At 59.8% G+C, this 26,220-nt stretch carries 23 protein-coding genes and 7 pseudogenes; 14 read left to right on the plus strand and 16 right to left on the minus strand.

Annotated elements, in window-relative coordinates; translation table 11 throughout:
• Positions 1-6 precede the first annotated feature (6 nt).
• Together ACVW1C_RS11075 and ACVW1C_RS11080 are read left to right on the plus strand one after the other, a co-directional pair.
• The gene (locus tag ACVW1C_RS11075; RefSeq protein ID WP_456758449.1) at positions 7-603 is read left to right on the plus strand and encodes a hypothetical protein; all 597 of its coding nucleotides are present in this window, start codon (positions 7-9) and stop codon (positions 601-603) included.
• Entirely contained in the window at positions 564-1,475 is a 912-nt protein-coding gene (locus ACVW1C_RS11080) for a DUF3526 domain-containing protein (protein ID WP_456758450.1), read from the plus strand. The genes ACVW1C_RS11075 and ACVW1C_RS11080 overlap by 40 nt, the downstream gene beginning before the upstream one ends.
• A 164-nt stretch (positions 1,476-1,639) precedes the next feature.
• Here ACVW1C_RS11080 and ACVW1C_RS11085 read toward each other — a convergent pair whose 3' ends face one another.
• The gene (locus ACVW1C_RS11085; RefSeq protein WP_456758451.1) at positions 1,640-2,113 is read right to left on the minus strand and encodes a transcriptional repressor; all 474 of its coding nucleotides are present in this window, start codon (positions 2,111-2,113) and stop codon (positions 1,640-1,642) included.
• A 406-nt stretch (positions 2,114-2,519) separates the two neighbouring features.
• Here ACVW1C_RS11085 and ACVW1C_RS11090 point away from each other — a divergent pair, with 406 nt between their 5' ends.
• From ACVW1C_RS11090 to ACVW1C_RS11120, 7 genes and pseudogenes are all read left to right on the plus strand, one after another.
• Complete coding sequence (locus tag ACVW1C_RS11090) at positions 2,520-2,708, plus strand: GTP-binding protein (protein ID WP_456758452.1); 189 nt, start codon at positions 2,520-2,522, stop codon at positions 2,706-2,708.
• 234 nt (positions 2,709-2,942) lie between these two features.
• Complete coding sequence (exbB, locus tag ACVW1C_RS11095) at positions 2,943-3,674, plus strand: tonB-system energizer ExbB (protein WP_456758453.1); 732 nt, start codon at positions 2,943-2,945, stop codon at positions 3,672-3,674.
• Between the two features lie 5 nt (positions 3,675-3,679).
• Entirely contained in the window at positions 3,680-4,114 is a 435-nt protein-coding gene (exbD, locus tag ACVW1C_RS11100) for a TonB system transport protein ExbD (RefSeq protein WP_456758454.1), read from the plus strand.
• The gene (locus ACVW1C_RS11105; protein WP_456758455.1) at positions 4,111-4,965 is read left to right on the plus strand and encodes an energy transducer TonB; all 855 of its coding nucleotides are present in this window, start codon (positions 4,111-4,113) and stop codon (positions 4,963-4,965) included. Before exbD ends, ACVW1C_RS11105 begins: the two co-directional genes overlap by 4 nt.
• 115 nt (positions 4,966-5,080) lie before the next feature.
• Positions 5,081-5,485, plus strand: coding sequence for a DUF2946 family protein (locus ACVW1C_RS11110; protein WP_456758456.1), 405 nt, complete (start codon positions 5,081-5,083; stop codon positions 5,483-5,485).
• A 189-nt stretch (positions 5,486-5,674) separates the two neighbouring features.
• Positions 5,675-8,830: a TonB-dependent receptor domain-containing protein gene (locus ACVW1C_RS11115; RefSeq protein WP_456763050.1), complete on the plus strand. Its 3,156-nt coding sequence runs from the start codon at positions 5,675-5,677 to the stop codon at positions 8,828-8,830.
• Positions 8,829-9,078, plus strand: a pseudogene (locus ACVW1C_RS11120) (phosphomannomutase/phosphoglucomutase); the annotation flags it as partial. The gene ACVW1C_RS11115 and the pseudogene ACVW1C_RS11120, both read left to right, overlap by 2 nt.
• Here ACVW1C_RS11120 and ACVW1C_RS11125 read toward each other — a convergent pair.
• The 3 pseudogenes from ACVW1C_RS11125 to ACVW1C_RS11135 form a co-directional block, all read right to left on the minus strand.
• A pseudogene (locus tag ACVW1C_RS11125) lies at positions 9,066-9,227 on the minus strand (TrbI/VirB10 family protein); the annotation flags it as partial. The pseudogenes ACVW1C_RS11120 and ACVW1C_RS11125 overlap by 13 nt on opposite strands.
• A gap of 30 nt (positions 9,228-9,257) precedes the next feature.
• A pseudogene (locus tag ACVW1C_RS11130) lies at positions 9,258-9,335 on the minus strand (DUF4141 domain-containing protein); the annotation flags it as partial.
• A gap of 80 nt (positions 9,336-9,415) precedes the next feature.
• A pseudogene (locus ACVW1C_RS11135) lies at positions 9,416-10,291 on the minus strand (TraG/VirB4 family ATPase); the annotation flags it as partial.
• Positions 10,292-10,389: 98 nt separating this feature from the next.
• Between ACVW1C_RS11135 and ACVW1C_RS11140 the strand changes: the two are divergent.
• Positions 10,390-10,776 carry a hypothetical protein gene (locus ACVW1C_RS11140; protein ID WP_456758457.1) on the plus strand — a complete coding sequence of 129 codons (387 nt, stop codon included), beginning with the start codon at positions 10,390-10,392 and terminating at the stop codon, positions 10,774-10,776.
• A 1,897-nt stretch (positions 10,777-12,673) separates the two neighbouring features.
• Here ACVW1C_RS11140 and ACVW1C_RS11145 read toward each other — a convergent pair.
• The 3 genes and pseudogenes from ACVW1C_RS11145 to istA all read right to left on the minus strand — a co-directional run bounded on the left by ACVW1C_RS11145 (position 12,674) and on the right by istA (position 16,550).
• Positions 12,674-13,639: pseudogene (locus ACVW1C_RS11145) on the minus strand (IS481 family transposase).
• A gap of 615 nt (positions 13,640-14,254) precedes the next feature.
• Positions 14,255-14,998 (minus strand): IS21-like element helper ATPase IstB, encoded by a 744-nt coding sequence (gene istB / locus ACVW1C_RS11150; protein ID WP_456758458.1) that lies wholly within the window; start codon positions 14,996-14,998, stop codon positions 14,255-14,257.
• 13 nt (positions 14,999-15,011) lie between these two features.
• On the minus strand, positions 15,012-16,550 hold the full coding sequence (gene istA, locus ACVW1C_RS11155) for an IS21 family transposase (RefSeq protein WP_456758459.1): 1,539 nt from the start codon (positions 16,548-16,550) through the stop codon (positions 15,012-15,014).
• Between the two features lie 316 nt (positions 16,551-16,866).
• On the opposite strand from istA, the gene ACVW1C_RS11160 reads away from it, so the two are divergent.
• A complete protein-coding gene (locus ACVW1C_RS11160; protein ID WP_456730822.1) occupies positions 16,867-17,067 on the plus strand; it encodes a hypothetical protein in 201 nt (66 codons plus the stop codon).
• Positions 17,068-17,099: 32 nt separating this feature from the next.
• On the opposite strand, the gene ACVW1C_RS11165 is transcribed toward ACVW1C_RS11160, so the two are convergent.
• Positions 17,100-17,432: a hypothetical protein gene (locus ACVW1C_RS11165; protein ID WP_456730821.1), complete on the minus strand. Its 333-nt coding sequence runs from the start codon at positions 17,430-17,432 to the stop codon at positions 17,100-17,102.
• Positions 17,433-17,538: 106 nt separating this feature from the next.
• Between ACVW1C_RS11165 and ACVW1C_RS11170 the strand changes: the two genes are divergently transcribed.
• Positions 17,539-18,579 carry an IS110 family RNA-guided transposase gene (locus tag ACVW1C_RS11170; RefSeq protein WP_456763051.1) on the plus strand — a complete coding sequence of 347 codons (1,041 nt, stop codon included), beginning with the start codon at positions 17,539-17,541 and terminating at the stop codon, positions 18,577-18,579.
• Positions 18,580-18,879: 300 nt separating this feature from the next.
• On the opposite strand, the gene ACVW1C_RS11175 is transcribed toward ACVW1C_RS11170, so the two are convergent.
• Complete coding sequence (locus ACVW1C_RS11175; RefSeq protein ID WP_456730819.1) at positions 18,880-19,362, minus strand: MarR family winged helix-turn-helix transcriptional regulator; 483 nt, start codon at positions 19,360-19,362, stop codon at positions 18,880-18,882.
• 97 nt (positions 19,363-19,459) lie between these two features.
• On the opposite strand from ACVW1C_RS11175, the gene ACVW1C_RS11180 reads away from it, so the two are divergent.
• Both ACVW1C_RS11180 and ACVW1C_RS11185 read left to right on the plus strand, forming a co-directional pair.
• Positions 19,460-19,828, plus strand: a complete 369-nt coding sequence (locus ACVW1C_RS11180; protein ID WP_456758460.1) for an antibiotic biosynthesis monooxygenase family protein — start codon at positions 19,460-19,462, stop codon at positions 19,826-19,828.
• Positions 19,829-20,017: 189 nt separating this feature from the next.
• Positions 20,018-20,509 carry a hypothetical protein gene (locus ACVW1C_RS11185; protein ID WP_456758461.1) on the plus strand — a complete coding sequence of 164 codons (492 nt, stop codon included), beginning with the start codon at positions 20,018-20,020 and terminating at the stop codon, positions 20,507-20,509.
• 257 nt (positions 20,510-20,766) lie between these two features.
• On the opposite strand, the pseudogene ACVW1C_RS11190 reads toward ACVW1C_RS11185, so the two are convergent.
• From ACVW1C_RS11190 to amoB, 7 genes and pseudogenes are all read right to left on the minus strand, one after another.
• Positions 20,767-20,919: pseudogene (locus tag ACVW1C_RS11190) on the minus strand (IS110 family transposase); the annotation flags it as partial.
• Positions 20,920-20,966: 47 nt separating this feature from the next.
• Positions 20,967-21,137 (minus strand): annotated as a pseudogene (locus ACVW1C_RS11195) (IS66 family transposase); the annotation flags it as partial.
• Positions 21,138-21,188: 51 nt separating this feature from the next.
• A complete protein-coding gene (locus tag ACVW1C_RS11200; RefSeq protein ID WP_456730814.1) occupies positions 21,189-21,701 on the minus strand; it encodes a hypothetical protein in 513 nt (170 codons plus the stop codon).
• Positions 21,702-21,744: 43 nt separating this feature from the next.
• The gene (locus ACVW1C_RS11205) at positions 21,745-23,736 is read right to left on the minus strand and encodes a c-type cytochrome (protein ID WP_456758462.1); all 1,992 of its coding nucleotides are present in this window, start codon (positions 23,734-23,736) and stop codon (positions 21,745-21,747) included.
• 9 nt (positions 23,737-23,745) lie between these two features.
• Positions 23,746-24,276 carry a copper resistance CopC family protein gene (locus ACVW1C_RS11210; RefSeq protein WP_456758463.1) on the minus strand — a complete coding sequence of 177 codons (531 nt, stop codon included), beginning with the start codon at positions 24,274-24,276 and terminating at the stop codon, positions 23,746-23,748.
• 44 nt (positions 24,277-24,320) lie between these two features.
• Positions 24,321-24,788, minus strand: coding sequence for a hypothetical protein (locus tag ACVW1C_RS11215; RefSeq protein WP_456718389.1), 468 nt, complete (start codon positions 24,786-24,788; stop codon positions 24,321-24,323).
• A 95-nt stretch (positions 24,789-24,883) separates the two neighbouring features.
• On the minus strand, positions 24,884-26,206 hold the full coding sequence (amoB, locus tag ACVW1C_RS11220; protein ID WP_456758464.1) for a bacterial ammonia monooxygenase, subunit AmoB: 1,323 nt from the start codon (positions 26,204-26,206) through the stop codon (positions 24,884-24,886).
• Positions 26,207-26,220: the final 14 nt, after the last annotated feature.

The following is a 26,220-nucleotide window of genomic DNA, read 5'->3' on the forward strand; positions in this document are numbered from 1 at the left end:
GAAACGATGAAGCATCGCCCGCTCTCGAACTTGTCGCTGATCGTACTGCATGAAGCCCGCATCCTTTTGCGCGACCGCACGCTGCCGTCGGTATGTTGCGTTCTGGCCCTCATGCTGGGTTACGGACTATTTGTGGGACTGGCGCAAGCAACGCTCCGCGGCCGCATGGTCGCCCACGTCCTCAAACACGAAAAAGAGACCCAAGCGGCAAATAGTGAGACGCTCCGGTCCGTCCTCGAAGGCAAAACAGCGCTGATACCTTTCTCCAATCCGGCGAACCCGGCTGCGATGGCAGGCTCCCTGTCCGGTCGCTTCGCCACAATGCCCAACGCGCCGCTCGCGGCGCTGGCGATCGGGCAGTCGGACATGATGCCCAACTATTATCGCATCACCTATTTGAGCAAAGTTCAGTTTATGTACGACACGGAAATCGAAAATCCGTGGAACCTACTCAGCGGGCACTTCGACCTCGCTTTCGTCATCGTTTTCGTGTTGCCTCTGCTGGTCACTACGCTCGGCTATAACCTGCTGTCGGCGCGGAGCGTGAACATGGCACCCTACGCATGCTCTGTTCGCAGCCTCTGGCCATCGGCACCTTGCTGACCGGGAAAATCGTCGTGCTCATGCTTGCGCTGCTGGCCGTCGCCATTCCCCTACCGCTTGTCGCGCTGGTTCTCATCCACCCCGAAGCCCGTGGCGCGGAGCAACTAGCCTTGATGCTCTCGTGGTCAGCACTGGTCGCAGCTTATACTTTGTTCTGGTTTGCGGTCGCGGCTCTGGTCAACGCGAGCGGTTATTCCTCTTCGACGAATGCCCTGATCACGGTGGCGACCTGGACATTTTTTGTGCTCATCTTGCCAGTGACAATGAACCTTGTCGTCGGCTTGGTCAGCCCGGCGCCTTCCCGCACGGAATTGGCGAGCCGCACGCGCGTAGCGACGGCGGAATCATTGCGGGAATACGAGGACCTCTATAGCGCGGACTACCGCTATGCCTCCGATCCGGAAGCGCTGCTGGTGAAAGACGAACGCGTCGAAGTACCCTCGCGCATGCGCGCGCTTTTTCTGGCCAAGCAAAAAGTCGACGAACAAATAGAGCCGCTTTTGAAACGCTTTGATCAGCAACTGCTGCAACAGCAAAAACTTGTCGACCGACTGAGCTGGCTATCGCCTGCGATTCTCGTCAATGAAGCACTGACCTCCATCGCCGGCACAGATTCACGCCGTTTCCTCGCGTTCAAGGATCAGACCGAAACTTTTCACAACGGATGGCGGCAGTATTTCTCTCCCAGAATCCTGGAAAGCCGCGCCATGACCGTGCGTGACCTGTCATCATTGCCCCGATGGCATTGGATTGAGATGCCGGCAAGCGAAATCAGATGGAGCATCTGGTGGCGGGCCATGTTGGTGCTGGCGCTCGCATCCGTGCTTGGCGGCCTCGCGCTTGTGCGCTCGTCCCGCCGATCGATCGCGTGACTGTCCAAAGCGTTTCCGATCAAGACACCTCTGGTACAGAGAATCGCCAAAGCTATCGACACCGCAGTGAAGCCCAGACGGGGTGCGACGCTTGCCGCTGCTCGCCAGCAATATTCCTTGCGCCTGACCGCGAGATTGACCGATCCTGCCACAAGCCTTGAGGGCTAGCGTTCAGGCGTACCCGCGCATTCCGCACACTGGCCCTCCACCTCGATCATCGGATGCCAGGGCCTGAAGCCGGTTGTTTTCGCTGCGCCCCGCAAGCCGCGCGCCACCAGTTCGGACGCTGCCTCCTGAACTGCGCCACATTGCGCGCAAACCATGAAGACAACCGTTTCGCCTTCTCCGTGCAGATGATCGCAGGCGAAATAGGCCGAGCGGGACGCCAGCCGATGGACGCACCCTGCCTCCTGCAAAAATTCGAGCGCACGGTAGACCTGCACGGTCTTGAGCTTTCGCGCATCGCTCAGTTTCTCTGCGATCTCGTAGGCGCTCATCGGCTTTCCGGACGTCGCGAGCAAGGCAAGCACGCTTTGGCGCATCGGCGTGAACGGCACCCCTTTCGACACCGCGTACGAGCGGGCGCGAGATTCAACTGCGTCGCCGCCAACGGCGTGACCATGCATCTCCTCGTGCACGCGAGTTCCGCGCGGATTTGGGTCGCGGTGCATTCCATCTCACCTTGACTGTCTCAGGTGTAACAGTATAACAGGCACTGTACTGTTACGACATTACACCAAGGATCGTTCATGACCAAGTCCCAAACGCGGGAGGAGGCCCTCCTCCCCGCTTCTTCTCCGTCCCGAGTCTTCAACGGCGAAAACAGGGCCACGGGCCAGATCATTCTCGGGATTGACTTCAGGTCCACGCGCCGAGAACGAATTTACGACGCAGACATGGTCTGGTCCGGAGAACATACGGTCCTGGACTACACAGAGATCTAGGGTCTGAACGTGGCCGACTTCACGGCTATGACGATATTACAGCGATCGGGCTGCCGGCGCTTGACACGCACCGGCCCCCTAAAAAGGCTCTTCGATCTTTATGCAAAAACTCCCCGTCACCGTCTTGTCCGGCTTCCTCGGGGTTGGAAAGACAACTTTGCTCAATCGTGCGCCCCACCGGTTTCCTGACATTACGCTTTCTTCCCGCTGTGGCACCGCGTGCACGGCCACGCTGGCAACAGTGGGGCGGAGTCTTTTCATTTGCGCGTTCGCGTTTTCGTCGGCCTGAAGCAGAATTCGTGGCCGACGTGTGGACACGAACTAGAAGTATCAGGTCGGTTTCGGTATCAGCATGTTCGCCCCGATGTCTGAGCAGCGCTGCGGATAGTTCGCCGAACACCTGGCAGAGGCGGTGAGGACCATGCACAACGACATATCATCGATAGGCGGGCGCAACGTGTGGTCCGTGAAACCCTGGCGCGGAACGAGACTGGGGAGCGCGATCGTCTGCTCGACACTTGCGATGCTCACAGGGCCCGCGCTTGCTCAAGGTCCGAACCCTCTGCTGCCGCACAACCTGTCGCCATGGGGCATGTTCCTCAACGCCGACATCGTGGTGAAGGCTGTCATGGTTGGGCTTGCCTTCGCATCGCTTGTGACCTGGACGGTCTGGCTCTCCAAGACCGTCGAGCTCAGCATCGCGACACGGCTTGCGCGACGTCGAATACGGATGCTCGAGGCGGACGGTAGTCTCCAGGACGCGGTGCGCGCCTGCCGTGATGATCGAGACGCGATTGCGCAACTGGTCTCTTCCGCCGCGCGCGAGGCGGAGCTATCCGAAGGCCCCATCGACGACGGTTTCAAAGAGCGCGTCGCCCTGCGGCTGGAGCGCGTGGAAGCGGCGATGACGCGGCAGGTCTCGCGCGGGGTCGGCATCCTTGCGACGATCGGCGCCACGGCACCGTTCGTCGGCCTGTTCGGCACGGTGTGGGGCATCATGAACTCCTTCATCGGGATTTCCGAGTCCCACACCACCAATCTCGCGGTGGTGGCTCCCGGCATCGCGGAAGCGCTGCTTGCCACTGCGTTTGGACTTGTCGCTGCCATTCCGGCGGTCGTCATCTATAACCATCTCGCGCGCGTAATTGCTGGCTACCGCACGCTGCTTGGCGACGCCTCGGCGCAGTTGTTGCTCCTGATCAGCCGCAGCCAGAGCAGCCGCACCGCGATCCTGCCGCGCGCGGCGGCGGAGTGAGTGGCATGGCGTTTCGTCTCGGCACGCGATCAGGCGATGACGGTTTAGAGGTCCTGCATGAGATCAACGTCACGCCGTTCATCGACGTCATACTGGTGCTGCTCATCATCTTCATGGTGGCAGCTCCGCTTGCCACCGTCGACATCGGTGTCAACCTGCCCGCCTCGACCGCACCCGAGCAGCCGCGGCCCGACAAGCCGGTGTTCATCACCATCAAGCCGGACCTCGCGATCGCGCTCGGTGAAAGCATCATTTCGCGCGAGGCGCTACCGGCCGCGCTCGATACGGCTACCAACGATCACCGGGACGAGACAATTTTCATCCGCGCCGACCAGTCGGTGAGCTATGGCGACCTGATGAGTGTGATGAACATCCTGCGTGACGCCGGATATCTCAAGCTCGCCCTGGTCGGGCTCGAAACGCCGGCAACCAAGCAATGAATTCGCTCGCGCTGTATCTTCCGGAGAGGCGCGGTTTGTCCCGCTGGACGCTGGCCGGCGTGACGATCCTCGCCGCGCATGTAGCTATCGTTGCCTCGCTCGTGGAGTGGTATGCCCGCGAGCCGGTCGAGCCCAACATCATTCCCGCCATCACCGTGACACTCGCGCCGGTCGAAGCCAGTTCGCCCGAGATTCAAAATCAGGACATCGCGGTTGGCCCAACCATGCAACAGGCGGAGGCCGTGCCGACAGAGGACCGCAAAGTCGAGGAGAAGCCGGTCGAGCAGGTCGAGCAGCCTCCACCGCAGCCGCAGGCGGAGGTCACGCTGCCACGGGAGGAGGAGAAGGTCGAGAAGCCGGAGGCTCAACTCATGACCCCCGCGCCGGAGACCCGCGCTGTTCCCAAGAACGAGCGCGTCGCCGAGTTCAGCGTGGCCAGCTCGAACGCCTACAATGCGCTGATCTTCGGGCATCTGCAGCGCTATAAGCGCTATCCGCTGGCCGCGCACGGAGCGTCGGGCACGGTGATGGTGCGTTTCGAATTGAACCGCGCAGGTGAGGTGGTCGCCAGCAAGGTGACAAAATCCTCGGGTAACAGCGTGCTAGATCAGGAGGCGCTCGACATCCTCCACCGCGCCAGCCCATTCCCGGCCTTTCCCGCGGCCAAGCCCGGCACGCAGGACAGCTTCATCGCGCCCGTCAATTTCGGGCACGAGCTTTTCGGCTCGCAGGCGAGAGGCCTGTCCGCTAGAGCGAATGCGCGAGGCGCGCCTATCTCACAAGGCACATGGGGGCGTCGACTGAACGCATCCGCATTGATTGGCGTTGCCAAAATCCCACAGAGTGCCTGATTCTGACGACGCTTTGCTTGACCGCTGTTGACCGCGTTCAATCAAGTTCGCGAAACTCTCGTCGACGTCGATTGGGTCTGAATGTTCGACCTTTCGACGAAAGGCGCGTTTCAGCATGAAGTGGTTCCGATCCAACACAAGGCGCGTGTCTTGGCTGGCGTTTTTGGCGCTGGGCATCCAGCTTGCGTTGTCGTTCGGCCATTTCCACGGCGTTGCCTCTGCTACGATCGCCGCTCCTGAATTGAGCTTGGCCGCATCTGAGCTTTCCTTCGCCGCTCATGCCGCCAGCAGTCAGCATGAGCCGCAACCTGCCTCCAATCACAACTCGGGCGAGCACTCGGGTGACATTTGCGCCATCTGCGCGGTGATGGCGATGGCTAACATGGCGCTGTTTCCCACGCCGCCATCGTTGCCGCTCCCGCAGATTGTTGCATTCTCGGCTCTGCCCACCGAGAGCAATTTCGCTCGCGTGGCATCCGCCTGGCGTGCGTTTCAGTCACGCGCACCTCCGATTTCCTGACATCCATTTAGTATCGGGAGGATCGCACCGCGCGATCTCCCGAATGAAATCAATTCGGTCCGTCGCAGCCCGACGGCAGGTGCTTGCGGATTTCGCCCGCAGCGCCGACTCCGCTCACGCGTTCCAGGAATCGGGATAATGTCAGTTTTCATCAAGCGAATGTTAGCAACGAGCGGAGTGGCCTCGCTCATGATCTGCGGCCTCGGCGCCACGGCTCGCGCGCAGACCCCACCTCCTGCGGAAAATACACCCAAGGTGCTTCCCGAGACCAAGGTGGAAGCGCCGAAGCAGCCGGCCAAGCCCAAGCAGAAGCCGCGCGTGGTAAGGCGTGAGCCCGCGCCGGTGCAGCCCGCGCCGGCGCAGCCGGCGCCTACCCCAGAGCAGGTCCAGGCAGCGGCCAATCGTCAGGTCGTCCAGCAGACCCAGAACTTCGACCAGCGGCGCGACAATGTGATCCTGCCGAAGGCTGGCGCGACGACCTATGAACTCACTCAGAGGGACATCGAGAATATCCCGCAGGGAAACGCCGTCCAGCTCAGCGACCTTGCGCTGCAATTTCCGGGCGTCTCGCAGGACTCGACGAGCGCGGGCGATTATCATGTCCGCAACGAGCACGCCAACGTTCAGTACCGGATCAACGGAATTCTGCTGCCCGACGGCGTTTCCGGCTTCTCGCAGATCCTCGAGACGTCCTTTATCGGCAACATACAGCTGCTCACCGGCGCGCTGCCGGCGCAATATGGCCTGCATACAGCTGGTGTCATCGACATCACGTCCAAGACCGGCGCGGCGCTTGCCGGCGGCAGCGTCAGCGTCTACGGCGGCAGCCGTCAGACCATCACGCCCAGCTTCGAATATGGAGGAGTCGAGGGAAAGACCGATTATTACGTCACCGGCCGCTATCTCAGCACCGGCCTCGGCCTTGAAAATGCCATAGCTTCCCCCAACGCCATCCACGATCACTCTGAACAGGGCAGGTTCTTCGCCTACACGTCCACCGTCCTCGATCCAACGACGCGGGTGGTCACTCTTACGGGGTTCGGCGAGACCCGCTACCAGATTCCCAATAACCCCGGGCAGCCGGGCAACGCGGGAGGTTTCTGCGGTGGTCCTTTCGACCCAGCGAACCCCTGCCTCAACCCGGACGGTACCGCCAACCCGACTGCTCCCGCCTATACGGCCTTTGGCAAAAGCGCTTTCGATTCTGCCACCCTCAACCAGAACCAGTACGAAAAGAACGCCTACAATGTTATCGCGTGGCAGAAATCCGAAGGCAATTTCGATGCGCAGCTGTCGTACTATTCACGCTACAGCGATCTGCACTTCGTGCCCGACCCGGTGGGCGATCTCTTCATCAACAACGTTGCGTCCGATGTCTTCCGCAGCTCATTCCTCAATGGCGTCTCCGGCGATTTCTCCTACCGCTTGAACGACGCGCACACCTTACGGGCCGGCTTCTACACCCAAGGCGAACAGACCCGAATCGCAACAACAAGCACGGTGCAGCCGCTCGATCCGAACGATCCGAACGGCATGACTGCGATCGACACGCCGTTCAACATTCTCGACAGCAGCAAGTTATTTGGCTGGCAGCTTGGAGCCTACGCCCAGGACGAGTGGCGGCTGACGGACAAACTCACGCTCAATTACGGCCTGCGGTTCGATCAGATCTACCAATATGTCGACGCCAACCAGTTTAGTCCGCGCGCGAGTCTAACCTATAAGCCATGGTGGTCGACCGTGCTACACATCGGCTACATGCGGACTTTCGAACCGGCACCGCAGGCGCTTGGTCGGACAATTCCAACCCAGATCTTCAACGGGACCACCGCAGGTACCCCGACCGTCACTCCCGATCAGGCCGCCGTACTGGCCGGCCAGGTGGCTGGCCAGCCCCTCCAGAATGTCGGTGCGATCCAACCCGAGCGGGCGGATGTATATGACGCCGGCTTCAGGCAGCAACTGCTGCCGCAATGTCCGACCGGGTCGGGCGGAATGCCTGCCAAGGCTCCGACCGCGGTCGCAAACTGTCCGAGCCTCGAGCTCGCCGGCAGCATTTATTACAAAAACGCCAGGGACTTGCTCGACGATGGGCAGTTCGGCCAAGCTTACGCGCTCACGGCTTTCAACTACGACAAGGCCTACAATTATGGTGCGGAGCTGGCGCTCAGGTTCAGATACGGCGGCTTCTCCGCCGACACCAGCTGGGCCTACGGGGTTCAGCGCGCGAAGAAGGTCGTGTCAAACCAGACTCTGTTTGGCCCGGACGATCTGGTCTACATCCAGAACAATTGGATCCACACCGACCACGAACAACTCTATACGGGTTCGGGGAGGATCGCATACCGATGGTTCGATACCCATAGCTGGTTGGACGGGACCACCGTGAGCGCAACCTTCATCTACGGCAGCGGCTTGCGTACTGATCTTGTGAATGCAGACGGCAGCGTCGTTCCGAACGGTGATCACCTCCCATCCTATTGGCAGGTCAACACCGGCGTCTCGCATGAGTTTGACCATGGCTGGAACGGATTGCCCGTTACGGTCCGGTTCGACGTGGTCAACGTGGCCGACTACATCTACCAGATCCGCAACGGCAGCGGCATCGGCGTGTTCGCGTCACAATACGGACCGCGGCGCGGATACTATTTTGGCATATCCCAGAAGCTCGGCGCTCCCGAGAAAACCACCGGTGTCTTGCCCGGCTTCTACACCAAGGCCCCAGCCGCGGCCCCGATCGCCTACCATTGGAACGGCGCCTATGTGGGCGCCAATTTCGGCGGCGCGTTCAGCGCCGGCGAGCACGTGACCACGCCGATTGGCACTGACAGGACCAATCCGAGCGGCGCGCTCGGCGGTCTGCAGTTTGGCTACAACTACCTGCTTGCGCCGAACTGGCTGGTCGGCGTCGAGGGAGAACTCGGCTGGACGTCAGCGCAGGGCAAGACCAATTTCGTTGATCCCGCCGGGACCGCGTCCCTCTCGATTACCAGCGACCGCAATTGGTATGACACTTTGAGCGGCAGGGTCGGCTATGTCACGGGACCGCTGATGCTCTACGCCAAGGGCGGCGCGGCGTGGATGAATGCCGACTACCGTATGGAGGTGAACAGCGGGCTCGACGGTTCGACCGTGGCCAACACCACCAGGTCCGGATGGATCGCCGGCGGCGGCCTGGAATACATGTTGGGATCTCACTGGTCGGCGAAGCTCGAATATGATCACCTTGCTTTCGGCAGCAAAACCCTGACGTTCGCGAACCCGTTCGGCAACAGCGTGACCGTGGAGTCCGGGGTCAACCAAGTTAAAGCGGGCGTGAACTATCACCTTGATGGATTACTATGATTTTGTCACCGGCCACGATTTCCGCGGCTATTTCCGCCTCGATCAAATACGCGCTGATCTCGGGCCTGATGGCGGCAGGCTGCAAGGTGCACGACATCGGGCTCGCGGTGACGCCGATGGCCTATTTCGCGCAGTTCGATCTCGACGTGCCCTGCGTTGCGATGGTCACCGCCTCGCACAACGACAATGGCTGGACCGGCGTCAAGATGGGCGCCAACCGCCCGCTCACCTTCGGACCCGACGAGATACCGGTGTCGGCGCCGGGCTGACGTTCCAGCACGATCGAATTGCCGTCCGGCATGATGATGCGGGTCCAGACCAGGAGGACCCGACTCTGGCCGAACGCAACGGAGCTGTCATACTGACCGATCAGCTTGGCGCCCTGGGTGGTCAGCATCTGGATCTGATTGTTGATCTGCTGCAGCTCGCGCGCCGCCGTCATCACGTTCTGGCTGAAGTTGGAGGGGTCGTAGACGATCCACTGCGCCGAGGCAGGCGTCGTCACAAGCGGCTGAAGCGACAGGGCGAGTCAGAGGGAGGTCATGGCCATTAAGCCTGCGCGCCGCAATTTACGGGTGGTCATGATTACACCTCCAGGTTTGTCAGGTCAGGGATGAGGTCGGCGGCCCATAGCAGCTCGTGATCCGCGAGCCAGGCCGGCGTAAAATTCTCGCGGCCGTGCTCGGCGAGAAGACATTCGATGGCAGCATGGTCGGCCTTGGAGGATGCGGCGCAGAAGGCAAGCGCGACGGGGCCAAGCCCCAGCTCGAACAGCCGATTGCCGCGTCTTGATTGGCAGTAGTAGTCCCGCTTGGGCGTCGCCCGCGCGATGATCTCGATCTGGCGATCATTGAGACCAAAGCGCCGATAGATTGCTGTGAGCTACGGCTCGATGGCGCGCTCGTTGGGCAGAAAGATCCGCGTCAGGCAGCTTTCGACAATTGCGGGTGCGATGTTGCTGCCGTCGATGTCGGAGAGCGATTGCGTGGCGAAGACGACGGAGGCGTTTTTCTTCCGGAGCGTCTTCAGCCATTCTCGGAGCTGCTGCGCGAAGGCGGGATCGTCGAGCACGAGCCAGCCCTCGTCGATGATGAGGAGCGTCGGCCGGCCATCGAGTCGCCCTTCGATGCGATGGAACAGGTAGGTAAGGACGGCGGGTGCCGCGCCGGCACCGATCAGCCCCTCGGTCTCAAAGGCCTGGACCGACGCCAAGCCGAGTTGCTCGACCTCGGCGTCGAGCAGCCGGCCGGAGGGGCCGCCGACACAATAGGGTTGCGGCGCCTGCTTGAGCGCGGTCGATTGCAGCAGGACGGTCAGACCAGTGATCGTCCGCTCCTCAACGGGTGAGGATGCGAGTGACGTCAACGCCGACCAGACATGCTCTTTCGCGGTCGGATCAATCGTGACGCCTTCCTTGGCGAGGATCGAGGTCACCCATTCGGCGGCCCAGGCGCGCTCCGCCACTACTGCGTTACTCGATCCTACGAGTTCGTCCGGGCGGAGAAGGACAAGGGCCGCCTGAAGAATTGCGAATTGCTATTCCTACCATCGAGCTTCGGTTGAACACGGGCACCGTGAAGGGAAACTTCGTCAACATCCATCTGTTGGTAAGCCCAGAAGGGCCGGATCACCTCGGCGAACTGAATCGGTTTCTTTCCCGTCTTCATTTCCAGGCGTTCGATGATGAGTTTGCATGCACGCCTACCGAACTTATGCGTCTTGGGCGTAAAGCAAAACCGGACTTGACCAACGATGAAGCGGCGCTGGCGCACGGCTGCACCCAATTTAAGGTATCGCGGGAAAATCTGACCCGCGTCTACAATGGAATGCCTTGGGCGAAAGATAATATCCTCATCGCAGTTGCCGGCAATGCGGATGGCACATCCGGCGTGCGCGAAGGAGCCGATACTAAGCGGATAGTGTTGTGCCCTTCATTTATGAGGTGACGTTGCCCTCCGGCAACGTCCGGGCAAAACTCTGCGTCCCGTGAAAACCCGCCAGCGTGACCGACGGGTTTTTAGCCTTGTGAAGGCTCAGTTCGCTTTGATGGCGGAAAGGACGGCCTGCAAAGCGGTCTGGGGCGGATCATCCCAGATTGGATATCACGTCCCCGGGTGCCGCTCCCTTCGCAACTCAAGACGGGAGCCCAGTTCATAAAACCTTCCAACTTATCACCGCCCTCTGTCGCGGTCCCCCACCATATCTCTGAGCTGATACCGACTTGTTCGTGCTTATTACCTTCACGAGACGCTCCCAAAGAACCGGTTGATGGCCCGAGGCGAGTTTCTCGGGCAGGCCGGTGTGCCAGCTATCACCGGGCCAGCCGCGTCTGGCGGTGACGTACTGGAGCAGCTCCAGCGTTCCGTGCTTCGTCGAGGGGGACATTCACCAAGACCCACGCCACCATGGTCTCCTCGCTCCGGCTGTGTCCATGTCTCGCTCTGCAACACGACGGCAGCCCGCTTGTTTTCCAAGAACGATTAGCGTACTACACTTATTATGAAGCCCTCAACGAAAAACGTAGTACGGAAACGTCCGGGCCGGCCGGCCACCGGTCAGGACCCGGTTACGGCTATCCGCCTGTCCTCGGAATTACGGAAAAGCGTCGATGCTTGGGCGGCCAAGCAAGAAGACCTCCCCGGCCGCTCCGAAGCCATCCGCCGCCTGGTCGAGCTGGGGCTCGGCAGAGCCTTCTCATTTGCAAGGCCTGCGACAAGGGCCGGTGGCGCCATCGCTGTTCGAGCCAAAGAACTTGCCGAAAAAAAACCATCGCTCGCTTAGCCGATCCGGAGACTCCATCCAGAGAGGAGGTGGTTCGCAGGCGCAGGTTGGTGAAAGGGCCCTCGGAATTCCGGGAATACCGTCTCGATCAACCCCGACCCACAAAGAGATAGGGGATGGACGCGCTCGCCGAGCTACTCCAGCCGGTGAGGCTTGGGCATTGGCTCATAATCGCGGGCGGCCTCTTCATTGTTCTCGGCGCCTTGGGCCTGATCGGACGGTCTCGCCGAGTAAGCTCTGAAGTCGAGGACGAAGTTACCTCCGACGCCAAATAGTAAATCTGGGGAGAAGGAAGATGATGAGGCCTGCGCTGATTCTCGCCACCGCCATTCTCGGCTTTTCGGCATCTGCCTACGCTCAAACTGCCGCGCCGAAGGCGACCGCGCCCCCCAAAGCCCGCGCGGCCAAGCCGCAAAAACAGCCGCTGGCCCCGATGGGTTGTAAGCTCGTGGGAACGGTGAGGGGGACCAAGCTTTGGGCAGGCGATTGTGTCACACCGTCGGAGCTCAGGGGTACTACACCCGCCGCCGAACCCGCCGCGCCGGAAACACCTCCCGAGCCACCTGACAAACAGTAGGCACTCGAGATATCGCTGCGATGGAGCTTTTTGGGATGTCCGACCGAGAAACACGCACAGATGCGACGTTAAAGCGCGAAGCTACGGTCAAACAGCTATTGCGGCGCGCAGTCGAGCGTAGCCGGCCCAGCGAGTCCGTTTCAGTAGTGCCCCACGGGTGGGAGACGGACCCGAATCGAGAGTTTGCGCCGGATCGCGACGCGGACGCCATTGTGTGGTTCCTGATAGCGCTCCCGATATTCATCTAGCTCACGCGATCTGCGTGAAGATTGGCGCCATCTAAGCCTACGCGCATCCCGAACTGGTGGTTCCGGGCTCCCTGCCTTGGCTGCGGAAGTTGCGATAAACCTTCAATTTTCGGGGGGAGAGTGGCGGTGACGCCAGACCAGAAAAGCAGCGTTCGATGCCATCATGGGTTTCGTCCATCGCGCAGCAATGAAGATTGCTGAAGTCCCTGAAGAAGAGCGCGCGAGGACGCTGACGCCCTAGGTGTTTAGTCCCGGCATTTGCTGGAGCGGATTGAGTTTGAATCGTTCTGGCTGGGAAGTCCAGCATTTGCAGATGTATTCGTAGGGTGTGAGGCCCTTCAGGGTCTTCAGCCGCCGAGCGTAGTTGTGGGCGGTGATGAAGTCGGCAAAGTGAGCTTCGAGCTGATCGTGTCGATCATAATGGTAGCGTTGGACGGTCGCTTCCTTGATCGTGCGGTTCATGCGCTCGACCTGGCCATTGGTCCAGGGATGCTTGATCTTGGTCAGCCGATGTTCGATCCCGTTTTCTTGGCATCGCATATCGAACATATGCGTCACGTATCTTGCTGTCGGGCCGTCCACATAGCGGGGCGGGAAGGTGAACTGGATCCCATTGTCGGTGAGCACTGTGTGGATCTTGTAGGGGACAGCCGCGATCAGAGCTTCGAGGAAGGCCGAGGCGGAGGTCCTTCCCGTCTTCCTGACCAGTTGCACGAAGGCGAACTTGCTGGTGCGATCGATTGCGACGTAGAGGTAGAGCTTGCCTTCGGCAGTCTAGAGCTCAGCGATGTCGATGTGGAAATAGCCGATCGGATAAGCCTTGAACTTTTTCTTCGAAGGCTTGCCGCCTTCAATCTCCGGCAATCGGCTGATGCCGTGGCGCTGGAGGCAGCGATGCAGGGACGACCGCGTCAGATGCGGGATGGTCGGCTGCAGGGCATAGAGGCAATCATCGAGCGGCAGCAGTGTATGCCGCCGGAAAGCGACGATGACCGCCTCCTCCTCGATGGAAAGGACTGTCGAGTTGGCTTCCTTGGGGCCTGTCGAACGATCGGCGACGGTCTCGCGCTGCTTCCACTTCGCGACAGTCTTCTGGTTGATCCCGTAGCGCTTGGCGAGTGCTCTCAGGCTCTCTTGACTATTTTGTATTGCTCGACGGACTGCCTCCGTCGTGGTGGCGCAGCCGTGTAAAACTTGTCCCATAGCGCATCCTTCGAATCGTGCGACAAGAATGCACCATCAAAGCCCGGGACTAAACACCTAGCCTGTCAGGCTTGGAATGCCCGCATGTTTGGTTTCCAAGGCCCTGCCCAGCCCTCCCCGGCCCCCGGGGACGCCCTCAATGCCGGCTATCGCTATCTTGAGGTGAAGTGTCCCGGCTGCGACAACCACCAGACCGTAGCGCTCGACATCGTTCGGCGGCCCAGATCATGCTCATCCACGAGCTCGGGCGCTATATGCGATAAGCAATGCTCGGTCAGGGGCGCCCGTTTAAGCGCAGCCATCTCGTCGTCTTACGGACCACGAAGATCTCGGCCAGTAATCCACCTGCGTATTCCACGGATAGTGATCAGCGATTGCAGGCGATCGTGATCACGGATTCCAGACGATGGTGATCACTTGCGGAGGCGAACACGACTGACGTGTTTAATGTGTGCTGGAAATGGTCTTCCTGGTCAAGACAGACGGGAGGGTTTGGAGATCGGTCCGGCGGTCCATGGGAGGGCCCCGCGCGCGGCGCGGAGTGGCCCCACGAGCGACGCAGCGGCGCGCGCGGGAGGGACCTGTGGGCCGGTGGGGCGATCGGGCGTGCGGTGGTCACGCGTTTGTCCTATCGTCGGCCCACCGACGCAGGCTGTCGCCCTTGAGCTCGATGCGGTGTGCATTGTGAATGATGCGATCCAAGATGGCATCGCCAAGCGTGGGATCGGCAATCACGTCATGCCATTGCGACACGGGGAGCTGACTTGTGATCAACAATGATCCCTTGTCGTAGCGATCATCGACGATCTCGAGTAGATCACGACGCTGGTCGGCGGTGAGCGGTTCGGGCCCCCAGTCGTCAAGGATGAGTAGATTGACGCGCTCCAGCGCCGCGATCAGACGGGCGAGACGGCCTTCGCCACGCGCCTGGGCGAGATCGGCGAACAAGCGGGGCACGCGCTTGTAGAGGACGGAGAAACCATCGCGGCATGCTCTGTTGCCGAGCGCGCAAGCCAGCCAGGACTTACCGGTGCCGGTCGGGCCGACAATCACCAGATGGTTGTGATCGCGGATCCATTGGCCGGAGGCGAGGGTCTGGAAGAACGAACGGTCGAGACCGCGCGCGGTGCGATAGTCGACGTTCTCGATGGTGGCGGCCTGGCGGAGCTTGGCATTGCTCAAGCGGCGCGTGAGGCGACGGTTGTCGCGGGCGGTCACCTCGCGATCGACGAGGAGGCCGAGCCAATCGGGGTGCGGCATCTCGGCGGCCTCGGGATTGTTCTGCAGTTCGATGACGGTATCGGCCATGGCAGTGAGGCCGAGTGCGCGCAGGCGTTCGACGGTCGGATGGATGAGCACGATGATCTCCTGATCAGTTGTAGTAACCGCGGCCGCGGATGTTGGCGTGGAAGAGGATGGGTGCGTCCTGGGTCGGAGGCGCGGTTTTGTCGGTGCCGTTCTTGAGGATGGCAGCGACCGATTTGTAGGAACGGGCATTGAGCAAAAGGGCACGGGCGCAGGCGGCGTCGACGCGCTCCTGGCCATAGCGTTTGACCAGCCCGAGAATGCCGATGGCCGAGCGGAAGCCCTGCTCCGGATGCGGCCGCGAGCGCAGGATGACGTCGATCAGGGTCTCGGCGTCGGGCCCCACCTTGGCGGCTTCGGAGCGGATGCGCTCGTGGGTCCAGTCGCGGTAGCGGCGATGCGAGCTTGGCATATGCTCGGGGATCGTCGTCGGACGATGCGGCAGGGTGCTGCGCAGATGCGAGGCGACACGCTTGCCGCGCAGGAAAATCTCGACGGTTTTGAGGGTGATCCGTGCCTCGACCTCCTGATGCACGAGGTGGTGAGGCACGCTGTAATAATGTTTGGCAATCTCGATATGATAGTCGAGATTGACCCGGCAGCGCTTCCACTCGGCATACTCGTAGGGCTCATCCGGCAAGGGGGTCAGCGCCGGGCGATCGAGCTCCTCGAACAGGTCGCGCCGGCTTCGTCCCCAGCTCCGGAGAGGTCGATCGTTCAGCTCGACAAGGAGCGCGTAAATTGCCTCGTTGAGGGCGGCGAGCGAGAAGAAGCGGCGGTTGCGCAGGCGCGCCAGAATCCATCGCCCGACGATCTGGACCCCGACTTCGACCTTGGCCTTGTCGCGCGGACGATACGGCCGCGCCGGCACAATGGCGGTGCGGTAATGGCGGGCGAGATCGGCATAGGTCCGGTTCACCATCGGCTCGTGAAAGCAGGCCCGGGTGATGCCGGCCTTCAGATTGTCGCTCACCGTCTGCCGGGCGGTGCCGCCGAAAAAGGCAAAGGCGCGGACGTGCGAGCCGATCCAGTCCGGCAGGCTCTGGCTGAGGCTGGCCTCGGCGTAGGTGTAGTTCGAGGCACCGAGCACGGCGACGAAGATCTGCGCGCTGCGCACCTCGCCGGTGAGCCCGTCAACCACCTCCATGGTGTGGCCAGAATAGTCGACGAACAGCTTCTCGCCGGCGACATGAACCTGGCGCAGGGTCGGCTTGAGGCGGCTGGCCCACTCCCTGTAGCGTTCGCAGAACCACGAATAGCTGAAACTGTCGGAGTGGGAGCCGCGATACTCCTCCCACAACAACATCAGCGTGACGTTCCTCCGCCGCAGCTCGCGATGCACGAGCGCCCAATCCGGCTGCGGCCGCTCGTCGCTGGGCAAATCGGACGGTGGCGGAAACAGCCGGTTCTCGAGCCGGACATCGTCACCGAGCTCCGGCGGCAACGGCCAGGTCAGGCCGGCCCGGCGCGCTAGGTTGAGGTACTTGTTGACCGTGCCCTGGGCCAGGCCGAGGCTGCGGGCAACCGCGCGCTGCGACATGCCGACGCTATAGTGCAGGCGTAAAACTTCGCGAATGTGGCGCATGGACAGTCTCTCTGTCGGCATCTCGATCCTCTGCTGTCGGGCAAAAGATCAAGCTACCTGGGTTGCAGACTGTCAGTGGTGTCCGGCTCGCTGTCCCCGATCATGATTCGCTGGAAATAGCGATCACGATCCTGTGGAATTGGTGATCACGATCCCCTGGAAACGGTGATCACGATGCTCTGGAATGAGTGATCACGATGGCCTGGAATTGGTGATCACGATCGTCTGGAACGCGCAATCCACCTTCTGTTTGGTGGCCCAGGGATCGCTGAGAATTGAAGCTGTCTGCTGAACGACCTTACGCCAGCCCTGAAGCGCCGCGCGCAAGCTTGTCGAATTGGCAGCCAGCATTGAGCAGGTCCAGGATGGCCGCATCTACATCGAGCGGATCAACGCGCCATTTCTCTACACGCTCAAGACCAGCGGACCGGAGTTCGGAGCTGGCATCAAGCACGCAGTTGAGAAGGGTTGGCTCGAGCTACACGAGAGCGGGACTTTCGTGCGTTTGCTGGAGCCGGGAAAGGCGCTGACAACGTAGACCAACCGGCCCAGCCTGGAGGTTTTTCCGGATCAAAAAACGAGCCGGAGGCAGCAGACCGGGCGAGCCGATAAGGTCGCCTCAATTGACTGCCGGACTCCGCGCTGGCGAGCCTTGTTCTGGCTAGTGATCTTCAGAAATTGGTGCCGGTCGTCGTCTTTTTGCTTGCTCGTTCCTCGCTGGCCATACGGCCTCAGCGTCCGAGCCAGCCCCGGAAAATGCTTGAGGCCGTTTTGTTGTTTCCTGTCACGAACCTGTGGCACGGCCATTGCTAGGGTAGCGCTAACTGGGATTTCAGGGCTCAGTTTGAGAATGAAACGCTGCCGGGACATGTATTTCGAGCCCGGCTGCGCGGCGGCGATCAAGGTGACGCGCTCTCATCCTGATTGATGTGGTGGAACGGCCCGCTCCGACAGCATCATCGTGCTAAAACGTGGTCGTTGTTCGAACGCCACAAGGAGGGACCGTTCCATAAAGCAGGTTAGCACCATCGGTGATTTGGCGAAGCACATTTTTCAAATTCACGGCGCGGGTGCCGATGGCTCGCCGGTGTTCAACCGGAGACTACGGCACAGCGAGGTGCTGCATTTCTTCTCGAAGCAGCCGGCCTGCCTTGTCGGAATAGAAGCCTGTGGCAGCGCTCACTATTGGGCACGCGAGATTGCAACTCTCGGCCATGAAGTGCGGCTGATCCCACCAGCTTACGTCAAGCCGTTTGTGAAGCGTGGAAAAACGGATGCGGCGGATGCCGAGGCCATCAGCGAAGCCGTGACTCGCAAGACCATGCGCTTCGTTCCGATCAAAACGGCCGAGCAACAAGCCGGAACGATGGTCCTGAAGAGTCGCGCACTTCTGGTGAAACAGCAAACGCAGACGATCAACGCCCTGCGCTCGCATCTGGCTGAGTTGGGCATCATTGCCGCCGCCGGCCGGACAAAGGTCGAGGCGTTGGTTGCAATCGTACGGGATATAGCAGATATCCGCTTGCCTGCGGCAGCGCGCTTTGTGCTGACGGCAGTTGCCGATCAGATCGAGGCTCAGGCGGACCAGATTGACAAGCTCGAGCGAGCCATTGTTGCTGCGGCAAGGACCGACAAGGACATGCGCCGACTGACTACCATCCCCGGCATTGGAGCCATGACAGCGGCGACCATCAAGGCGCTGGTGCCAGATCCCGGCGGCTTCAAATCCGCTCGTCACTTCGCTGCCTGGCTGGGACTGACGCCGCGACAGCATTCGAGTGGGGGCAAGGAGCGGATGGGGCGAATCTCGAAGATGGGAAACCCCGAGCTTCGGAGCCTCCTCGTTCTTGGGGCGACATCCGTCCTGCGAATTGCCCGGAAGGCTGATCGGGCGCCGCCATGGTTGAAGTCGCTGCTCGCCAGACGTCCGTACAAGGTGGCAGCGGTCGCACTTGCAAACAAGACAGCGCGAATTGCCTGGGCGCTCTTGAACAGGGGCGGGATTTATCGGCATCCGGAGACGCTAGCGACGACTACGGCTGCCGCTTGATGAATACAGCAGTTGTCAAAGAGATCTGACCGGCGCGGGCCGGCAGAGGGCAAGGAGCAATAACAGGCGATGAACCCACGGGACGAAATCCCGACACGAGTGAGGCTGGCGCGACAATGCGCTTCAAGCGCGTCTGATTGATTTAGCCCCTTGTGTCGCGGACTTCATCGAGGCCAGCGGTCATGCGCCGCGCTTTACAGGCCGTATACATGACCGCACCGCTCCCATGTGTGAACTCGACTGAGAAAGCTCTTGCGCCGCGGGCCGTTCCATACATGTCGCGCCATACCCGGCAGCGTTCTATTTCGAGAAACTGGTGGCACAGCCGCCCGCGCCCTCAAGCTTATCTCGCAAGGCCGTGATCACGCGATGGACAATCCGTATATCCTTGACCGACAGCCCTTCTGAAAGATCGTTGATCCAGGGAGCCTGCAATTCCATTGCGGCTTCGAAGGCGCGCTGTCCATTCTCAGTGAGCACGACGAGCTGCGCCCGTCGGTGATGCGGGTTGACCTCAAAAGATACGAGGCCCTCCCTGTGCAGATCATTGATAATTCGCTGCACGTTTTGACGATTGCCGCCGAGGTCGCGTGCGAGCCAAGCGACCGGTTGGGGACGTTCGGCGGACACAATGGCGCCAAGCACCTGCCAGCGTGCGCTTGTTAGGCCAAGCGGGGCGACCAGACGGTCGCCGGCCGTCAGAAGTAGGCTGTAGAGCCTGAATAGATCGAGAACAAGGTCGGTCAGGGCGTCACCCTCGGGGGTTCGCTCGGCTTTTTTCATTTGTCACCACTATTTTATATTGACATCATAATGTCAATCTGTTATGTAATCATAATACCAATTAGGCATCACATATCAACTAGCGATGGAGGCACTCATGTCGTTGCTACGCCCACTGGACCCTTCCTTCCCGATCGACCGCCAGATTGCTATCGAGGCAAATTCGGTCGTCCTGGTGAACTTATTCACTCTCGACAAAGCCGATGAGGCGGCTTTTCTCAAAACCTGGCAGGACGACGCAGCGTTCATGAAGCGACAGCCGGGCTTCATTTCCACTCAGCTGCACAGAGCTCTCGGCGACAGCTCGACCTATCTGAACTACGCCGTCTGGGAATCCACCGCACACTTCCGCGCGGCCTTCACCCATCCTGACTTTCTAGCAAAAATCGCCACCTATCCGGCCTCGGCGGTAGCTTCCCCTCATCTGTTCCAGAAAGTTGCCGTGCCCGACATCTGCGTTGCCTAGCCCTGCCGTTTTTAGGAAGGGAAGATACTCATGATCAAGTTGATCCATCCTGTCGCTGGCGCCTTGGCTATCGCAACGATCGGCACTTTCGACGGTACTCAGCGAGCTGTTCGCGTCCCATCGACGTTGAAACGGTTCCCTCGGCCGACAGCGCCGAGGCGTTCTCATGACCCACTAGAGGAGCGCGCTATGTCCTGGAAGTGGAAGCCGAGTTGGTACATCTTGGGCGGCAAGGCCAGCATCGTGCAACCGGCCCTTCAATGTCTTGTCACAAAACGCTCGACTGTCCTTAAGATCGACGGCCGCCGCGCCCCCAAGCGGGCCCAGCCCGACCTGGTACTCGATCTGATCCGCACGGCTGCAAACGCCCTTCTGCACCTAAGGCCGCGCAAGGTGCATCGCAGCCGGTTCAGCGAACCAAAAGGAAATCCGCGCAAGGCGAAGGGCGAAGCGCCATTGCAGACGTCAGCAGAGGTTGTGCGCACCTATAGTGCTGTCGTCAACGCGCTCACAGCCGCGATTCTCAATGCAGAGGCCGCCTTAAACTGGTTGGGCACTCAACCGCCAGATCTGGAAGAAGCCCGGCGAGCACTTAGTACTATCGCTAAGGACGGTAAGCGAGCAGGCGAAATTATCGCTCGACTTCGAGCGCCGATGCAGGATGACGCTCTTGATCCCTAAACACGCTCTGACCCGCACCATCCCGTTTATGATGGGGTTGTCTAATCGCTGCTGAAAGGTCAAGCATATAATCTTGTTGAAGTGCTTGCCGGGTGTACGGTTGTCTTCGCGGTCGACAGTAGCCGGCGCATGATGGAGCTTCGCGGGACGAGCCCTTCAATGTGGACGACGCACTTTGCTGAGTCAGCGGTGCAACCCCATCAGCGGAATGGCTCAAGGGACACCTCGAGCGTTCAGCTTCAGAACGCTAATCGGATTCATGCGATGGCTCCGGCTGTCGGATTGAACAGCTCGCCAGTCTTAAGCATTGTATGCATTATCACTGCCAGCTTGCTCGCCACAGCCACGGCAGCTCTTTTGAAGCCGATTCTTTCCCGGAGCTGCAAACCCCACGTGCGCAACGTGCTTTCCTGCGCGCGGCCAGCCGAATTTCCGGCGATGATCCGCGCACCGTGGCCTCGATCGCATAGAGCTGTGCGATCTGGTGAACCGCGGCCTCGGCGATCGGCGATTTGCTGTTGCGCGCCAGCTTGACGAAGCGCCGACGCAAATGACGCCAGCAATGCACGAGCGTCCATGAGACCTGCGGTCGAACAACCTTGGCGAGCCGATCATAGCGCACCCGCATGACTTTCCTGATAATGCCTCACCCCTAAGCCCCCAATGATTGACGGCTTGCTCATTTTGATTCCTTCACAACCACGTTGAGGGTCTGTACCGTCTCGGAGATTGTGTGATGCTGCGGATCCGCCCAATAGAGTCTTATTGTGTGCCGGCCGGGCTTGGCAGGAAGATCGAAAACATAGAGATAGCGGCCATCACCAAGCTGGATCAGCTGGTCTGCCATTGGCATGAGCTCGGTTTCGTCCATCGAAACATGCAGATGAACGCTCGGATTGGCAGAGCTCATGGTCATTTCTGCGATGTTATCGTCGGCTTGGAAAACGAAAGCAACACGCTCGCCGATGGTATTACCCGATTGCGGCAGGAGGATCTTCAATGCGGGCAGCTCGCCGGTATTTCCCGATCTCGCAATAGGCGCACCGTCAGACCCGTGCATATGGTGCATGCCCGGCTCATGGTGTTGTGCGTGGGCTGGAGCCACGACCAGAGCGCCAGCCACAAGAATCATGCACCAAATGAACTGTTCGAATCGATCGCCAAACCGGTTGGGACGGGATGATATTTGCATGCTTTCCTCCTTTGTTTGCGAGCCCTGAAAGATTTCCACTAGTTCAGTGCACATGTTGAGCGGCTGGCGGGAGAATTTTGGGCTCTCTATTGAGAACTCGGACCCGCGAGATCAGCTCGTCGGAATTTTCCCAACCACATTCGTCCTCCTCCCGCAACCAGCGCGCACGGATGTATCCGAACCTGTCGATTAGGAATTCCATGGAATGTCTTCCCATTTCCAAACGCTTGGGATCTCCACGATTTGTAGTGCTCCGGGAGAGCAGATCGTAGCTTTCTCTAACCTCTTGTGCTCCACGCCGGACATTCGGGACGCCCGCCGCCAGCTTTGCGTCCGGCGACACGATAATCGCCCACAATCGTTCTTTCCGGAATCTATTCTGCTCAAGGCGTAGCTGTTCAACGCGCATTGCATCGGACTTTTCGGGAAACACGAGCAGCACATTGCTTTGCTCACGGAAGTCCTTCAGCTCCCTCTCCGCCCCATTTTCGTCCTCTAAGAAAAAATTGGGAGCCCCCAGCCACGGATGATCGGGTACGATTTCAGGCGACAGGAGGCGCGCCTGAAATCCCTCTGAAAACGTCCGCAGGAAGTTGATCACATCCCAGCGGGCCTGTTCGTCCAATACATCAGCAAATCCGGGCATGCCGCTTTTTGGAATTCCATGGCTAAGCCACCAAAACATGTCGCCGGCCGTGTGCAGCGCAGTATGCGGTTCGCTCAAATTCGCGGGCGGCTTGGGAAGGGTCGATGCCGCCGGACCATCGCCAAGCCCTCCGCTGCCGTGGCAATCCGCACAATTCTGGGCAAATAGACGCTTTCCATTGGTTATTGATATCGTCGAATAGGCAACCGAAGGGCGGCGGTAAGTATCGGGATAGGCTTGCACGGATATCTGCGACAGACCGCCTGCGACCGAAATAACGGCGGCGGCGCCTGCCGCGACTGCTTTTACCTTTTGCGGCTTTCTCAAACAAACGAGCAGGCCCCAGAAGAGTGACAATAGTGCTAGTGAGAAGGCGCCCGGCGCGATAACGGGCGTCGGCCACGCCGGCCACGTGGCTTCGATCGAAAAGCGAAACGGCAGCCACCAGATGGGCTGATCATGTCGTGCTGGTATGACTGAAGAGAGCGCGGCTGCGCAGCCGACGATCAGAACACCGCAAAAGAATTCAGTTGCTGCCCATCCAGCTCCTGCAAGAAAAGCCACGGGTCTTGCTCCTACGGTTTCCATGACGGGTAGGAAGCGCGTGCGAATCCGATTGGCCACCAACAGGATGCATGCAAGTAGAGCAAGCTTCGTTATAATTAGTTGACCGTAGGTCGTGCCAAGCCACTCGCCAGCCGAACTAGTGGAGCTAAACGCGAGCACCAAACCTGATGCGACGACGACGACCACGAAACCGATTGCTAGTTGGGAGAAACGTCGCAGCGTCGCTGCGACATAGACGCGCCGAGTCTCCGTGGGGGTGACAGCGACCGAAGCCACCAGCCAGATCCAAGCCGGTAAGGCCCCAAGCCAAGCAGAAACCGCGAGCACGTGAAGTTGATAAGTCGGAACGAGCCAACGGCTGTCGTCTTCCCCGGCGGCGTGTCCAGCAAGTGGACCAATCAGCGCGATCAGTGCTGCTGTCCCGGCTGTCACGATTGAAGCTGAACGTTGCCGCTCCCTCGACCAGCCGCGAATTAGGATCGCTGTCGGCAGCAGCAAAAGAAGAGAGAGCGCTAACCTTGCAAGCGTGATCCGACCGTAATGTGTGTCAAATCCGAAGCTTTCCAGCGTCTGGCCAGCCGCTACTATCTCCAGTAGGGCCATATCTGTCGCAATCGCGACTTGAGCGATAAATAACCCGGCGGTAGCGAAGAGGTGAATGCCGGCTGCCCAGAGAAAGCTCACCTGCACTCGTCTTTGCCAAGCGGCAAGGAACGCATCGGAAGACGGCCCTGCCAGCAACAGAAAGAGTACTCCGCCTATGACCCATGCAAGCGCAATGTCAGCGATGGCCTTGCACAGAGCTGGAAACAATACAGTCATTCCGCATGCCTAACGTTCCTTGACGGTGAACTGATAGCCGTAGTCCACCACATGCCCGTCTTGCGAGAGCACGCGGTAATGAACCGAATAGCTGCCCGGTCTCATGTCAGATACTGCCGTTACCATGCACTTCGGATCATTGCCTGCTTTCAAATCGCCGAGCGTTAGCGACTGACCGTTGGCGTTCTTGAGCTCCACTTTCGAAAACTTGAGCTCTATGCGTTCGTTGAAGCACAGTTCGATCTGCTGCGGCGAATGAGCTAACACTGCCCGGCTCGCGGGATCTGACTTCACGAGAGCGGCATGTGCAGAGGCAGCCGTCGGCAGGCACACGAGGCCAACGCACAGCAACGTGATGCCAAGCGCTGATGCCGGACGCCGGCTTGCGGACGAGAGTTCTTTTACCGTCCCTTCAATCAGCCTAGTTCGCGCCCTGCCGGCGCCGGCAGTCAAGTTTAGCGTGCCAGCAGGATCAAGTGATGGCCGCCCCGTCGCTACTCGGATGCAATCGCTCTTGTTTCTGTGTTTTTCGTGAGACATGCGTGTGCCCCTTATGGCAAGACAGCGGTCGACAAAGTGATAGCCTAGCTTTCCTTCCGCAACGTGGAGTACCAAAACATGGCGGCCCCGGCTGCCAACGTTCCTAGAACGATTGCGAAACTGTCCCTATATCGGACCCAAATCCCGTTGCCGTAACCAACCGAAAACGGAAATCTCGATACGTATTTCGGTCCGTCGCCGACTGTCACGAGGCCCACAAAGCGCCCGGATTCGGGGAACGTGTACTGAAACGATAGTGAGCCTGTCGGATATTTTTTTGGCGGGATTCGAAGGACGGCCTCGCTGTCTACGTCGTTGCCGGCGTCTCGCAACAACCGCACCTCGATGGGCAGATCACGTAGCACATCGCCGATGGTATCCAAGACGATGACGGTGCGGCCGATTTCCGGAATGTCCTCGCAAAACTCCTGATTCCCCTGCTTGACCGGCTGGTATCCGGTAAAATGCATCATATAGGGCCCTGCGCGAAGCTTGCACACGTCTTTCTCCATCGATACTCCCCCGTGTGCAATCGCTGGCCGCGCCCCACCGCAGTCCAGGATGACGAGCAAAGATGGAATTCCAAGCACTGCGGCTTTTACTATGTTCAACCCATCCCTCCTTTCGGATTCTCAGCCGTGCGGTTGTCGGGATCGGTGAATACAGGGACCATGGGGCCGCTGACGTTTGAGATTGTCCGCTTGCCGTGCTCGTCATAGAAGAACAACAGTCCTCCCAACGTGTTGTCCGGATCGTTGATCAGGCTACTCAAGCGCTCCGTCTCCCATGCCGCGTCGGCCGCTTCGATATCGACTGTCTTCGTTTCACCCGGCTTGAGCGGTCGGCTGTCGCTCACCTTTAGCCCATTCGGAGGAAGCAATTCCTTGGGGTAATTCGGATCCACCGTCGCCATTGCCTGGCTAACCTCATGGTTGATGAAGCGCTGATTGGAAGTTAAGAGCTCGCCAAGCTGCACTGACGAGCTCCCATTGTTCGTCAGTGTCACGTTCATACGAAGCGAGCGGCCAGGGACGTCATAGTTTGACTTGTTGACCGCAACTTTGACCTGCTCAGGCACTTCCGGTAGGGGCTCGACGGTTGCGCGGGACCCTTGCAGCGGCACCGTCCTTGGATAAGCGGTGTCGGTCGCCTGAAAGCCGAAGAATACGATGAGAATCGTCGCCACGAGCAAACCGGCCCCGAATAGGCGATCGATGCTGGTAACGAGCTGAGATCGATCGCCGCCTTTTTCCGTCAACGCGCGAAAACGTGGCAGCAGGAGCGGCCGGCGCAACCACCAGACAAGCCATACGATGGCGATCGCAACCCACAAGCCATGCCAGAAGAACACCCTGCCAAGGCCCCAGGTTTCGAGATTGTCGATAGTCTCGCCACTGAGAGTTTTGATTGAAAGCTTGAAGTCGCTTTCGTTCCCCGTCACCGTCAGCCAGTTTCCCGGTCCGAGCAGCGGCCCGGCTCCCATCACGTTGATCATCGGATGGACGTGATGGTGGCCTGGCACTCGTCCTTTGAGCACTGTTTTGAATTCATAGTCCCGGTTCAACTCCAGTTTGGTGGACTGAATTGCCGGGACGCCATTAATGTAGCTCTCGGTTCGGGCTAGCACCGGGCCCGGCGTCCCGTTTCCCAGAAAGGCCGCTTCGGGAAGGGGTAGGTTGACTGGCCAGATCGGGAAAAGTCGGAACTTGCCGGTGACAACGATTTCACCGTTCACGGGAATTTCGTTCGTGCTCCACTTCACATCGTAAAAATGAGCCGTTCGCATCCGCAGAAACGGCTCCTGATTGCGCTCACCATGCGCCAGAGCAGCATCTGGGACGAAGGTCAGTATTCCAATCTGCATGATCGCCGCCGCTGCCGATAAGACTACACGCACGCATGAGCCTTTGCGGAAACAGAATGTTCTCATTTGGAGTCCTCCAC

This window comes from Bradyrhizobium sp. USDA 4011 (genome assembly GCF_054063415.1).

Bases quoted from the DNA above. Each gene is read 5' to 3' on its own strand.
- exbB (WP_456758453.1), top strand. From the start codon at position 2,943: ATGCTCACAGGGCCCGCGCTTGCTCAAGGTCCGAACCCTCTGCTGCCG.
- ACVW1C_RS11200 (WP_456730814.1), bottom strand. From the start codon at position 21,701: ATGCAAATATCATCCCGTCCCAACCGGTTTGGCGATCGATTCGAACAG.
- ACVW1C_RS11185 (WP_456758461.1), top strand. From the start codon at position 20,018: ATGTCCTGGAAGTGGAAGCCGAGTTGGTACATCTTGGGCGGCAAGGCC.
- ACVW1C_RS11205 (WP_456758462.1), bottom strand. From the start codon at position 23,736: ATGACTGTATTGTTTCCAGCTCTGTGCAAGGCCATCGCTGACATTGCG.
- ACVW1C_RS11105 (WP_456758455.1), top strand. From the start codon at position 4,111: ATGAATTCGCTCGCGCTGTATCTTCCGGAGAGGCGCGGTTTGTCCCGC.
- ACVW1C_RS11180 (WP_456758460.1), top strand. From the start codon at position 19,460: ATGTCGTTGCTACGCCCACTGGACCCTTCCTTCCCGATCGACCGCCAG.
- ACVW1C_RS11090 (WP_456758452.1), top strand. From the start codon at position 2,520: ATGCAAAAACTCCCCGTCACCGTCTTGTCCGGCTTCCTCGGGGTTGGA.
- ACVW1C_RS11175 (WP_456730819.1), bottom strand. From the start codon at position 19,362: ATGAAAAAAGCCGAGCGAACCCCCGAGGGTGACGCCCTGACCGACCTT.
- ACVW1C_RS11075 (WP_456758449.1), top strand. From the start codon at position 7: ATGAAGCATCGCCCGCTCTCGAACTTGTCGCTGATCGTACTGCATGAA.
- ACVW1C_RS11215 (WP_456718389.1), bottom strand. From the start codon at position 24,788: ATGGAGAAAGACGTGTGCAAGCTTCGCGCAGGGCCCTATATGATGCAT.
- ACVW1C_RS11115 (WP_456763050.1), top strand. From the start codon at position 5,675: ATGATCTGCGGCCTCGGCGCCACGGCTCGCGCGCAGACCCCACCTCCT.
- exbD (WP_456758454.1), top strand. From the start codon at position 3,680: ATGGCGTTTCGTCTCGGCACGCGATCAGGCGATGACGGTTTAGAGGTC.
- amoB (WP_456758464.1), bottom strand. From the start codon at position 26,206: ATGAGAACATTCTGTTTCCGCAAAGGCTCATGCGTGCGTGTAGTCTTA.
- istA (WP_456758459.1), bottom strand. From the start codon at position 16,550: ATGCCGACAGAGAGACTGTCCATGCGCCACATTCGCGAAGTTTTACGC.
- ACVW1C_RS11110 (WP_456758456.1), top strand. From the start codon at position 5,081: ATGAAGTGGTTCCGATCCAACACAAGGCGCGTGTCTTGGCTGGCGTTT.
- ACVW1C_RS11210 (WP_456758463.1), bottom strand. From the start codon at position 24,276: ATGTCTCACGAAAAACACAGAAACAAGAGCGATTGCATCCGAGTAGCG.
- ACVW1C_RS11080 (WP_456758450.1), top strand. From the start codon at position 564: ATGCTCTGTTCGCAGCCTCTGGCCATCGGCACCTTGCTGACCGGGAAA.